The sequence below is a fragment of the Streptomyces sp. NPDC059994 genome, assembly GCF_042737755.1.
Taxonomy (GTDB): domain Bacteria; phylum Actinomycetota; class Actinomycetes; order Streptomycetales; family Streptomycetaceae; genus Streptomyces.
In genome coordinates, this window is the sequence record NZ_JBHWUR010000139.1 from 5,579 (window position 1) to 17,994 (window position 12,416).

The window sequence follows — 12,416 nt, forward strand, 5'->3', positions numbered from 1 at the left end:
GCCGCGGTGTGCCGGGCTCCGCGACCCTCGGCCGCGGTGTGCCGGGCTCCGCGACCCTCGGCCGCGGTGTGCCGGGCTCCGCGACCCTCGGCCGCGGTGTGCCGGGCTCCGCGACCCTCGGCCGCGGCGTCCCGGACTCCCGGAGCCTCGGCTCCTGGCCCCCCGATCCCGGAGCCCCGGGCTGGGGAACCCCCGGCCCCGACGTGGCCGAGCCCGCGACGGTGGGTGTGGAAGCGGGCGTCCGCACCCCGTCACCTCTCCAGCCCGGGGCCGACCGCTCCGACGCGGCCCCCCGCACCACCCACTCGTACGGCCCGATCGGCGCGTCCCGCATCGCCTCTCAACCCGTCGGCGCATCCCGCATCGCGTCCCACCTCGTCTCCCACCCCGGAGGGGACGACCTGCTCGACTGCCCCGGGGCATGGGGACCGGTCACCACACCCGTCGGCGTCTTCCAGCTCGTACCCGCTCGCGTCGAACGTGACCTCTGCCTTCTGAGTACCTGGATGAACGACCCCGCCGTGGCCGCCTTCTGGGAGCTGGCCGGCCCCGAGTCGGTCACGGCGGCCCATCTCCGCCCCCAACTCGACGGCGACGGACGGAGCGTGCCGTGCCTCGGCCTGCTGGATGGCGCCCCCATGAGCTACTGGGAGGTCTACCGGGCCGATCTCGACCCGCTGGCCCGGCACTATCCGGCGCGTCCGCACGACACCGGTATCCACCTCCTCATCGGCGGTGTCGCCGACCGCGGGCGCGGGGTCGGGACCGCGCTGCTCCGGGCCGTCGCCGATCTCGTCCTCGACAACCGGCCGCAATGCCCCCGTGTGGTCGCTGAACCCGATCTGCGCAACACCCCCTCCGTCTCCGCCTTTCTTAGCGCCGGCTTCCGGTTCTCCGCGGAAGTCGACCTTCCCGACAAGCGGGCCGCCCTCATGGTTCGTGATCGCGCGCTCAGGAACCTGCTGTGAACCACCCGCTGCCCTCCATACACCGCTCGAACCGCATCGGTTCCACCCCGAGGAGTCGCCTTGCCGAATCCGCTTGTCCCCGATGATTCCGACGAACGGGAGGAGCCGCCCACACCGCCTGAGCCGTCCACACCACCAGCGCCGCCCACACTGCTCGCGCCGCCCGAGCTGAACCGCGAAGCCTGGGACCGTGCGGCCCGCCGGCTGCTCGCCAAGATGCTCGGGGCCTTCGCGTACGAAGGGATCACCGAGCCGGTCCCGCAGCGGGACGGCGGCAGCGAGGACCTCCGACCGCAAGACAGCCCGGGGCGCGACGACGCCTCCCACGGTTCCCCGCACGACGCCGATCACGGCACCTCCCGCCGCCCCCGCGCCCACTACACCCAGCCCCTGGACGACGGCTCCGCCCTCTCCTTCCGGGCCCGGCGCGGCGCGTACGACGACTGGCTCGTCGACGCCGACTCCGTCAGCCATGGCGGGCGGCCCTTCACCGACCCGCTCGCCTTCCTAATGCGAGCCCGCCGCACGCTCGGGCTCGACGGCGCCACCTTCGGCCACCTCGTCGGCGAGCTCACGGCCACGCTCGCCGCCGACACCCGCCTCGACCACACCGCGCTGCCCGCCGCCCACCTCGCGGAGCTCGGGTACGCGGAGCTGGAAGGCCACCAGACCGGGCACCCCTGGCTCGTCCTGAACAAGGGGCGGCTCGGGTTCTCGGCCGTCGACGCCGCCCGGTGGGCCCCCGAGGCCCGCAGACCCGACCGGCTGCCCTGGATCGCGGTCCGCACCGACCTCGCCCGCTACCGGGGCGTCGGCGCGCTCGCCACGCCCGACCGGCTCTACACCCGGGAGCTCGACCCGGCGGTCCGCGAGGGCTTCGCCGCCGCGCTACGCGCGCGTGGTCTCGCCCCGGACGACTACCTCTACCTGCCCGTGCACCCGTGGCAGTGGGACGAGGTGGTGCTGCCGCTCTTCGCCCCGGCCGTCGCCGACGGCGCGATCGTCCCGCTGCCGGGCGACGCCGACCTCCGGCTGCCGCAGCAGTCCATCCGGACCTTCGTCAACACCTCGCGCCCCGACCGGCACACCGTGAAGCTGCCGCTGTCGATCCTGAACACGCTGGTCTGGCGGGGGCTGCCGACGGAGCGCACCCTCGCCGCCCCGGCCGTCACGGCCTGGGTCCACGCCCTGCGCGACGCCGATCCGTTCCTGCGCGACGAATGCGGGGTGATCCTGCTCGGAGAGGTGGCCTCCGTGGCGGTCGAGCACCCGCTGTACGACCGCCTCGCCGAGGTTCCGTACCAGTACAAAGAGCTGCTCGGGGCGATCTGGCGCGAGCCGCTGCAGACCCGCCTCGCGGTGGGCGAACGCGCGCGTACCCTGGCCGCGCTGCTCCACACCGATCCGCAGGGACGTGCCTTCACCGCCGAGCTCGTCGCCCGCTCGGGCCTCGCCCCCCACGTCTGGCTGCGCCGCCTGTTCGGTGCGCTGTTACCGCCGCTGCTGCGGTTCCTCTACCGCTACGGGACGGTCTTCTCGCCGCACGGCGAGAACGCCATCGTCGTCTTCGACGACCGCGACGTGCCCGTACGCCTGGCGATCAAGGACTTCGTGGACGACGTCAACATCAGTGCGGAACCGCTGCCCGAGCACGACTCGATGCCCGAAGACGTACGGGAAGTCCTGCTGACCGAGCCGCCCTCCTTTCTCACCCAGTTCATCCACTCCGGTCTTTTCGTCGGCGTGTTCCGCTATCTCGCGCCGCTGTGCGAGGAGCAACTGGACGTTCCGGAGTGCGACTTCTGGGCGCTGGTGCGCGACGAGATCCTGCGCCACCAGGCGCGGTTCCCGGAGCTCAAGGAGCGCTACGAGACGTTCGACCTGCTCACGCCGCGTATCGAACGGCTCTGTCTGAACCGGAACCGGCTGCACCTGGACGGCTACCGGGACCGCCCCAAGCGCCCGCACGCGGCCGTCGCGGGCACCGTCCCGAACCCGCTCGCACCGCCGACGTGATCGGATTGTCAGTGGTGCCCCGTAGGGTGGACGGGCTATGACGAAGCCATCTCTCCCCGAGCTCCTGCACGCCGCCGTCTCCGCCGTCGGCGGTCTGGAGCGCCCCGGCCAGGTCACCATGGCCACGGCCGTCGCCGACGCCATCGACGGCGGTTCCCACCTGCTGGTCCAGGCCGGCACCGGCACCGGAAAGTCCCTGGGCTATCTGGTGCCGGCGCTGGCGCACGGCGAGCGCGTCGTGGTGGCCACCGCGACCCTGGCGCTCCAGCGGCAGCTCGTGGAGCGCGACCTTCCGCGTACGGTCGACGCGCTGCACCCGCAGCTGCGCCGCCGCCCGGAGTTCGCCATGCTCAAGGGGCGCTCGAACTACCTCTGTCTGCACCGCCTCCACGAGGGCGTGCCGCAGGAAGAGGAGGAGGGTCTCTTCGACCAGTTCGAGGCGGCCGCGCCCACCAGCAAGCTCGGGCAGGACCTGCTGCGGATGCGGGACTGGGCCGACGAGACCGAGACGGGCGACCGGGACGACCTGACGCCCGGCGTCTCGGACCGTGCCTGGGGCCAGGTGTCCGTCTCCTCCCGGGAGTGCCTGGGCGCCTCGAAGTGCGCGTACGGGGCGGAGTGCTTCGCGGAGATGGCCCGCGAGCGCGCCAAGCTCTCGGATGTCGTGGTCACCAACCACGCCCTGCTCGCCATCGACGCCATCGAGGGCGCCCCGGTGCTCCCGCAGCACGAAGTGCTGATCGTCGACGAGGCGCACGAGCTGGTCTCCCGGGTCACCGGAGTCGCCACCGGCGAGCTCACCCCGGGGCAGGTCAACCGAGCCGTGCGACGGGCCGCCAAGCTCGTCAACGAGAAGGCGGCCGACCAGCTCCAGACCGCCGCCGAGGGCTTCGAGCGGCTGATGGAGCTGGCGCTGCCCGGCCGTCTGGAGGAGGTCCCGGAGGACCTCGGGTACGCCCTGATGGCGCTGCGCGACGCGGCTCGTACGGTGATCTCGGCGCTCGGCTCCACCCGCGACAAGTCCGTCCAGGACGAGGACGCGGTGCGCAAGCAGGCTCTCGCGGCGGTCGAGAGCGTCCACGGCGTGGCCGAGCGGATCTCCAACGGGTCCGAGTACGACGTCGTCTGGTACGAGCGGCACGACCGCTTCGGCGCCTCCCTGCGGGTCGCCCCGCTCTCCGTGTCGGGGCTGCTGCGGGAGAAGCTCTTCGCCGACAGATCGGTGGTGCTCACCTCGGCCACGCTCAAGCTCGGCGGTGACTTCAACGGGGTCGGCGCCTCGCTGGGCCTCGCGCCGGAGGGCACCGAGGGCGAGGACGTCCCGCAGTGGAAGGGCATCGACGTCGGCTCGCCCTTCGACTACCCCAAGCAGGGCATCCTCTACGTCGCCCGGCATCTGGCCACCCCGGGCCGTGAGGGCTCGCGCGGCGACATGATGGACGAGCTGGCGGAGCTGGTCGAGGCGGCCGGGGGCCGGACGCTGGGCCTGTTCTCGTCGATGCGGGCCGCCCAGGCCGCCGCCGAGGAGCTGCGCGGCAGGCTGGACAAGCCGATCCTGCTCCAGGGCGAGGACACGCTGGGCGAGCTGATCAAGACGTTCTCGGGCGACCCGGAGACCTGTCTGTTCGGCACGCTCTCCCTCTGGCAGGGCGTGGACGTGCCGGGCGCGAGCTGCCAGCTGGTGGTCATGGACCGGATCCCGTTCCCCCGGCCCGACGACCCGCTGATGAGCGCCCGCCAGAAGGCGGTGGAGGAGGGCGGCGGCAATGGCTTCATGGCGGTGGCCGCGACCCATGCCGCGCTGCTGATGGCCCAGGGCGCGGGCCGTCTGGTGCGGGCGACGGGGGACCGGGGCGTCGTCGCCGTGCTCGACCCCAGGCTGGCCAATGCGCGCTACGGCAGCTATCTGCGGGCCTCGCTGCCGGACTTCTGGTACACCACGGACCGCAATCAGGTGCGCCGCTCGCTCTCCGCGATCGACGCGGTCGCCAAGGCGGACGGGAAGTAGCCGTCCCTCCGGCGGTGAAGTAGGCCCGGGCGCCATGACGGGCAGCGACGCTGCCCGCCGGCGCTTCGAGTGGCACCCGGACATAACTTCGAGTGGCACCCGGACATAACAGGGCCCCGGGACCGGCGCAGGGGGTCCCGGGGCCGGTCCTGGTCGGCGGGTCGGTCAGACCCGCCGCAGTACCGCCACCACCTTGCCGAGGATGGTCGCCTCGTCGCCGGGGATGGGCTGGTACGCGGAGTTGTGCGGGAGCAGCCAGATGTGGTTGTCCTCGCGCTTGAACCGCTTCACCGTGGCTTCGCCGTCCAGCATCGCCGCGACGATGTCGCCGTTCTCCGCGACCGGCTGGCGGCGCACGGTGACCCAGTCGCCGTCGCAGATCGCGGCCTCGATCATCGAGTCTCCGACGACCTTCAGGACGAAGAGCTCGCCGTCGCCGACCAGCTGGCGGGGCAGCGGGAAGACGTCCTCGACCGACTCCTCGGCGAGGATGGGGCCACCGGCGGCGATCCGGCCGACCAGCGGCACATAGGAGGCCGCGGGCTTGCCGGTGGTGTCGGTCGGCTGGCTGCTCGGCTGGTCCGAACCGCGCACCTCGTATGCCCGGGGTCGGTGGGGGTCGCGGCGGAGGAAGCCCTTGCGCTCCAGGGCCATGAGCTGGTGGGCGACGGACGACGTGCTGGAGAGACCCACCGCCTGGCCGATCTCCCGCATCGACGGCGGGTACCCCCGGCGCTGGACGGAGTCGCGGATGACCTCGATGACCCGCCGCTGCCGGTCGGTGAGACCGGAGCTGTCCGCCCTGATGCCCGGAGGTCGGCCGGGCAGCGAGCGTGTGGCCCGCGCTGGGTCGCCGCCCTCCTGGTTCGTGACTGCGTCATTCATGGCATGCACCGGCTCAAGTCGGGTCTGGGAGCGGTCCTGGGCAGTGATGGTGGCACTGTCTGCGGTGGTGGTCACGTCGGCCCCTCTCGAAATGGTCTCCCTAGCTGGACAACGGTAGTTGCTTTCGAAAGGTTGCGCCAAACACACGTTCGAGTGAAAAATCGCAGAAAGCGTGACGTGATGATGGAGCCGGGTGTATGCGGGCACCCTTGCCGGGGCCGGCCGGCAGGCAATTCGGTCGATTACGGTACCCTTCACCGCCGGGGCCGGAGCCCGAAGGTGCCGCCCGGGAGCGTCGCCGACAGCCGCCGGACCGTGCGTACGTACGACCGCGACGCGATGGCCGGTACCGGGCTCCCAGTCTGCCATCCGGTCGCCCGGAAACGGGGGCGGGCGCGCCCGCCCCGCCGTCCCCGATCCGGTGTTCCGCCGGTCGTTCGTCGCCCTCCGGGCCCGCCCGGACACGGGCCGGAATCGAGCCCCTCGGCGCGGTTCCCTGCGCTACCACTCCGCGACACGCGGTAGTGGGCAGTTGGCGGCAAAACCCCAGATCTAGTGGTTGGATTGGCGCCGCCACCCAGGAGTTGTGGTCGTTGGTCCTCCGGACCGCGGCCATCGCCTATGCTGGTGGCTGCTTCGCGGGGCCTGTCCGGGCCTGACGAGGCTATTCAGTCGTGCTGCGAAGGAGGGTTGGGATTCATGCACTGCCCCTTCTGCAGGCACCCCGACAGCCGTGTCGTCGACAGTCGGACCACCGACGACGGCACGTCGATCCGCAGGCGCCGTCAGTGCCCCGACTGCTCCCGTCGTTTCACGACGGTGGAGACGGCCTCGCTGATGGTGGTCAAGCGGTCGGGCGTCACTGAGCCCTTCTCTCGCAGCAAGGTCATCTCTGGCGTCCGCAAGGCGTGCCAGGGGCGGCCGGTCACCGAGGACGCCCTCGCCAAGCTCGGCCAGCGGGTCGAGGAGGCGGTGCGCGCCACCGGCAGCGCCGAGCTGACCACCCATGACGTGGGTCTGGCCATACTCGGCCCGTTGCAGGAGCTCGACCTCGTCGCGTACCTGCGCTTCGCGTCCGTGTACCGGGCATTCGACACCCTTGAAGACTTCGAGGCCGCCATCGCGGAACTCCGCGAACAACGGCCTCCCGCGGACGACGCGGACGCGCGCGTGGCCGGAGTGGCCCCCGAGGTCCCCGTGCCCGCCACCGCTGTCGACTGACCGGCGGACTCCGGTCGCCGATCGGCGGCAATCCAGGACCTGTCACGGGCGCTCTGTGTGGCGCCCGGGGCACCAGACACACACCGTGCCACGGGAACATTCGGGCACTTTTGGGCGTTTTCGCCCGCGTATGGGAGGCGGCATGACAGAGACGACGAGCGGCCCGGCACGTGGATCCCGCACCAAGGGTTCCAAGACGAGCAAGGGCCTGCGTATCGAGCGCATCCACACCACCCCCGGCGTGCATCCGTACGACGAGGTGACCTGGGCGCGTCGTGACGTCGTCATGACCAACTGGCGCGACGGCTCGATCAACTTCGAGCAGCGTGGCGTCGAGTTCCCCGACTTCTGGTCGGTGAACGCGGTCAACATCGTCACCAGCAAGTACTTCCGCGGGGCCGTCGGCACCCCGCAGCGCGAGACCGGTCTGAAGCAGCTGATCGACCGGATCGTGAAGACCTACCGCAAGGCCGGCGAGGACTACAGCTACTTCGCCTCGCCCGCGGACGCCGAGATCTTCGAGCACGAGCTGGCGTACGCCCTCCTGCACCAGATCTTCAGCTTCAACAGCCCCGTGTGGTTCAACGTGGGCACCCCGCAGCCCCAGCAGGTCTCCGCCTGCTTCATCCTGTCCGTCGACGACTCCATGGAGTCGATCCTCGACTGGTACAAGGAAGAGGGCATGATCTTCAAGGGCGGCTCCGGCGCCGGCCTGAACCTCTCCCGCATCCGCTCCTCCAAGGAGCTGCTCTCCTCCGGCGGCAACGCCTCCGGCCCGGTCTCCTTCATGCGCGGTGCCGACGCCTCCGCCGGAACCATCAAGTCGGGCGGCGCCACCCGCCGCGCGGCCAAGATGGTCATCCTCGACGTCGACCACCCCGACATCGAGAACTTCATCGAGACCAAGGTGAAGGAGGAGGAGAAGATCCGCGCGCTGCGCGACGCGGGCTTCGACATGGACCTGGGCGGCGACGACATCACGTCCGTCCAGTACCAGAACGCCAACAACTCGGTCCGGGTGAACGACGAGTTCATGAAGGCCGTCGAGACCGGCGGCAAGTTCGGGCTGCGCGCCCGGATGACCGGTGACGTCATCGAAGAGGTCGACGCCAAGTCGCTCTTCCGCAAGATGGCCGAGGCGGCGTGGGCCTGCGCCGACCCGGGCATCCAGTACGACGACACCATCAACCACTGGCACACCTGCCCGGAGTCCGGCCGTATCAACGGGTCGAACCCCTGCAGCGAGTACATGCACCTGGACAACACGTCCTGCAACCTCGCCTCGCTGAACCTCATGAAGTTCCTCAAGGACGACGGCGAGGGCCACCAGTCCTTCGAGGTCGAGCGGTTCGCCAAGGTCGTCGAGCTGGTCATCACGGCGATGGACATCTCCATCTGCTTCGCGGACTTCCCGACCCAGAAGATCGGCGAGAACACCCGCGCCTACCGCCAGCTGGGCATCGGCTACGCCAACCTCGGCGCCCTGCTGATGGCCACCGGCCACGCGTACGACTCGGACGGCGGCCGCGCGCTCGCCGGTGCCATCACCTCGCTGATGACCGGCACCTCGTACAAGCGCTCCGCCGAGCTGGCCGCGGTCGTCGGCGCGTACGACGGCTACGCCCGCAACGCCGAGCCGCACCGGCGCGTCATGAAGCAGCACGCCGACGCCAACACGACGGCCGTGCGCATGGACGACCTGGACTCGCCGATCTGGGCCGCCGCCACGGAGGCCTGGCAGGACGTGGTCCGCCTGGGCGAGAAGAACGGTTTCCGCAACGCTCAGGCGTCGGTCATCGCCCCGACCGGCACCATCGGTCTCGCGATGTCCTGCGACACCACCGGCCTGGAGCCCGACCTCGCGCTGGTCAAGTTCAAGAAGCTGGTCGGCGGCGGCTCGATGCAGATCGTCAACGGCACGGTGCCGCAGGCGCTGCGCCGCCTCGGCTACCAGCCGGAGCAGATCGAGGCGGTCGTCGCCCACATCGCCGAGAACGGCAATGTGATCGACGCCCCCGGTCTGAAGACCGAGCACTACGAGGTCTTCGACTGCGCCATGGGCGAGCGCTCCATCTCCGCGATGGGCCACGTCCGCATGATGGCGGCCATCCAGCCGTGGATCTCGGGCGCGCTCTCCAAGACGGTCAACCTGCCGGAGACGGCGACCGTCGAGGACGTCGAGGAGGTCTACTTCGAGGCGTGGAAGATGGGCGTCAAGGCGCTCGCGATCTACCGTGACAACTGCAAGGTCGGCCAGCCCCTCTCCGCGAAGACCAAGGAGAAGGAGAAGGCCGAGGTCACGGAGAAGACCGAGGCCGAGATCCGCAAGGCCGTCGAGAAGGTCGTCGAGTACCGCCCGGTCCGCAAGCGCCTGCCCAAGGGCCGTCCGGGCATCACCACCTCCTTCACGGTCGGTGGCGCCGAGGGCTACATGACCGCCAACTCCTACCCGGACGACGGCCTGGGCGAGGTCTTCCTGAAGATGTCCAAGCAGGGCTCGACCCTCGCGGGCATGATGGACGCCTTCTCGATCGCCGTCTCGGTCGGTCTGCAGTACGGCGTTCCGCTGGAGACGTACGTCTCGAAGTTCACCAACATGCGCTTCGAGCCGGCCGGTATGACGGACGACCCGGACGTGCGGATGGCGCAGTCGATCGTCGACTACATCTTCCGCCGCCTGGCGCTGGACTTCCTGCCGTTCGAGACCCGCTCGGCGCTCGGCATCCACTCCGCCGAGGAGCGCCAGCGCCACCTGGAGACCGGTTCGTACGAGCCGAGCCTGGACGACGAGGAGATGGACGTCGAGGGCCTGGCCCAGTCCGCGCCGCGCCAGACGGAGACGCTGAAGGCCGTCGCCGCGCCCAAGCCTGCGGTCGTCGAGCCCCCGAAGGCCGTGCACAACTCGGCCGAGCTCGTCGAGATGCAGCTCGGCGTCAGCGCCGACGCGCCGCTCTGCTTCTCCTGCGGCACGAAGATGCAGCGGGCCGGCTCCTGCTACATCTGCGAGGGCTGCGGCTCGACCAGCGGCTGCAGCTGATACCGGGCGGAATTGCGTCGGATGCAACACCCGACGTAGCTGAACCCGAAGCGTGATCTCTGAAAGGGAGGGGCGTCGGCCCTTGGTCGGCGCCCCTCCCTGGCGTATCTGCTACCTCGCAGCTGCGGCTGGAGAACACGCACCGCGCTGAACAAGCGCAACAAGATCGTTCCGGTGGCGCTAGCTCCCGGAATGACGAACGCCCAGCCTCATGAGAGACCGGGCGTTCGTTGCACTCAGGAACGTGGTGTCCTGTGCGTGTAAGGACCTGCATGACATCACGTCCTGGGCTGCGATGCAAAAGCAATCGACAACCAGCAAAGGATGATGGACATGGCAAATAAGCGTGAGACCAGCAAGAAGGTCGCTGCGAAGGCCAGCAAGCAGCTGAACAACCCGAAGTCGACCCCGGCGCAGAAGTCCGTGGCGGCCAGTGCCCTGTCGCAGACGAAGTCCAGCAAGAAGAAGTGACGCCTGGCCGCCCGGGCCTACGCCCGGGCGGCCATCCCGTTTCTGCTGGTCAGGGGCATCGGCGTAACCAATTCAACGATGTTGCGTTAGATGCATCGTGAGTCGAGGGGTGGATCTGCCTGGCGCCGCGCACTTGGTGCTGGCCGACGGGGTCGTGCATCTGGAACCGGAGCCGGCCGTCTTCGAGGCGATGCTGGACGGCTGGGCCCGGCAGCAGAGGACGCGTTTCCTGGACGAGGACGGGACGATCAAGCCGCGGCTGTCGGTGGTGCGGAGGTTCGCCGAGTTCACCAACCAGTATCCCTGGCAGTGGGAGTCCGCCGAGGTCGAGGCGTTCGTCGACCATTTGAGGTCGCGGCGGAAGAAGTTCGCCGTCTCCACCGGGCGGAACTATCAGAACGCCCTGCGGATGTTCTGCGAGTACGTCACTGATGCACGCTACGGATGGCCGCTGCGCTGCCTGGACCGGTTCGGTCAGGCACCCGCGCAGATCCTGCATGAGTGGAACACGGTTACCCACAGCAGTGAGTACGAGGGCGATGCCGGCCGACGCCCACTGACCTACGACGAGGTCCAGGCCCTGTTCGATGCGGCCGACGCACGGGTCGACGAGATCCGGGCCCGGCGCCGCAAGGGATCCCTCGCCGCCCTTCGGGACGCCATCCTCCTCAAGACCGTCTACGCCTACGGACTGCGCCGCCAGGAAGCATGCGGTCTCGACCTGGCAGACCTGCGGCGGAACCCAAAGATGCCGCAGTACGGCCGGTTCGGTGGCCTGTTCGTCCGTTACGGAAAGGCGTCCAAGGGCGGCCCGCCCAAACGACGCACCGTCTTGACCGTCCCCGAACTGGACTGGATCGCCGACCTCCTCGACCAGTACCTGGAAGAAGTCCGCCCGGCCTTCACCCCGGGAAAACACCCCGCGCTCTGGATCACCGAACGCCGCGGCCGAATGTCCGCCCGCCGCCTGGACGAAGCTTTCGAGACCGCCCGAAAGGCGGCGGACCTGCCCGAAGAACTCGACTTGCACGGACTCCGGCACAGCTACGTCACGCACCTCGTCGAGTTCGGCTACCCCGAGCGGTTCGTCCAGGACCAGGTCGGCCACGCCTACGCCAGCACCACCGCGATCTACACCGGCGTCTCGGACGAGTACCGCAACCGGCTGCTCCAGCGGATGTTGAAGGAACGGCACGCCGAGCTCTGGGAGGACGACGAGACGTGATCAAGAAGATGGGCTACCGCTGGCACTTGCGGCAGATCATGGCCACACGGCAGATGTTCCAGACCACCGATTTGGTCGGGCCGCTCGCCGAACGAGGCATCACCCTCTCCCGCGAACAGGTCTTCCGCCTGGTCACCCAGCCTCCGCAGAGGCTGTCGATGGACACCCTCGCAGCGCTCTGCGACATCCTCGACTGCCAGCCCGGCGACCTCATCGAGGTCCAGGTCGTGAACGAGGAGATCCGCAAAACTGCGGATGATGCACCGGTCCGACCGCTGCCGGCTGCCCGTCGGACCACTATCCGCCGCCCCGAGGGACTATGACTGGCACCCGAGACCGTGAGCGAGCTGAATTGCGGCAGGCCGCCTTGGATCGCGTGATCACTGCCCTGACCGCTTCGCTGGCTGAACTCCACCAGGCGGAAGCCCTCCAGGCTGTCACCGAAGCAGGGGCCGCCCGGGGCATCTCGCTCCGTGACCTCGACCAGCACCTAGTGCCGCATCAGGCAACGTTTGCCCCAACATGCTATTGCTGAGTGGTGGTTGGCGTTCACAATGGGCTCGTGGCTGAGCGTGTGCGGGTGCG

At 69.7% G+C, this 12,416-nt stretch carries 9 protein-coding genes; 8 read left to right on the forward strand and 1 reads right to left on the reverse strand.

Annotation, left to right across the window (positions count from 1 at the left end; genetic code table 11):
• The first annotated feature begins 332 nt into the window (after positions 1-332).
• From ACFWA7_RS36355 to ACFWA7_RS36365, 3 genes are read left to right on the forward strand one after another with little or no spacing between them, the layout of a single operon-like run.
• Positions 333-968, forward strand: coding sequence for a GNAT family N-acetyltransferase (locus ACFWA7_RS36355; protein ID WP_385546484.1), 636 nt, complete (start codon positions 333-335; stop codon positions 966-968).
• Between the two features lie 60 nt (positions 969-1,028).
• On the forward strand, positions 1,029-2,984 hold the full coding sequence (locus tag ACFWA7_RS36360) for an IucA/IucC family protein (protein ID WP_385827354.1): 1,956 nt from the start codon (positions 1,029-1,031) through the stop codon (positions 2,982-2,984).
• Positions 2,985-3,021: 37 nt separating this feature from the next.
• Positions 3,022-4,992 carry an ATP-dependent DNA helicase gene (locus ACFWA7_RS36365; RefSeq protein ID WP_385546469.1) on the forward strand — a complete coding sequence of 657 codons (1,971 nt, stop codon included), beginning with the start codon at positions 3,022-3,024 and terminating at the stop codon, positions 4,990-4,992.
• 165 nt (positions 4,993-5,157) lie between these two features.
• Here the strand turns inward: ACFWA7_RS36365 and lexA are convergent, their stop codons facing one another.
• On the reverse strand, positions 5,158-5,952 hold the full coding sequence (gene lexA / locus ACFWA7_RS36370; RefSeq protein ID WP_371655100.1) for a transcriptional repressor LexA: 795 nt from the start codon (positions 5,950-5,952) through the stop codon (positions 5,158-5,160).
• A gap of 624 nt (positions 5,953-6,576) precedes the next feature.
• Between lexA and nrdR the strand changes: the two genes are divergently transcribed.
• The 5 genes from nrdR (at position 6,577) to ACFWA7_RS36395 (ending at position 12,154) form a co-directional block, all read left to right on the forward strand.
• On the forward strand, positions 6,577-7,098 hold the full coding sequence (gene nrdR / locus ACFWA7_RS36375) for a transcriptional regulator NrdR (protein WP_385546466.1): 522 nt from the start codon (positions 6,577-6,579) through the stop codon (positions 7,096-7,098).
• 142 nt (positions 7,099-7,240) lie between these two features.
• Complete coding sequence (locus ACFWA7_RS36380; protein ID WP_385546463.1) at positions 7,241-10,135, forward strand: vitamin B12-dependent ribonucleotide reductase; 2,895 nt, start codon at positions 7,241-7,243, stop codon at positions 10,133-10,135.
• Positions 10,136-10,468: 333 nt separating this feature from the next.
• Positions 10,469-10,606: a hypothetical protein gene (locus ACFWA7_RS36385; RefSeq protein WP_385827356.1), complete on the forward strand. Its 138-nt coding sequence runs from the start codon at positions 10,469-10,471 to the stop codon at positions 10,604-10,606.
• 109 nt (positions 10,607-10,715) lie between these two features.
• The gene (locus ACFWA7_RS36390; RefSeq protein ID WP_385827358.1) at positions 10,716-11,831 is read left to right on the forward strand and encodes a tyrosine-type recombinase/integrase; all 1,116 of its coding nucleotides are present in this window, start codon (positions 10,716-10,718) and stop codon (positions 11,829-11,831) included.
• Positions 11,828-12,154, forward strand: coding sequence for a helix-turn-helix transcriptional regulator (locus ACFWA7_RS36395; protein WP_274563088.1), 327 nt, complete (start codon positions 11,828-11,830; stop codon positions 12,152-12,154). Before ACFWA7_RS36390 ends, ACFWA7_RS36395 begins: the two co-directional genes overlap by 4 nt.
• Positions 12,155-12,416 lie beyond the last annotated feature (262 nt).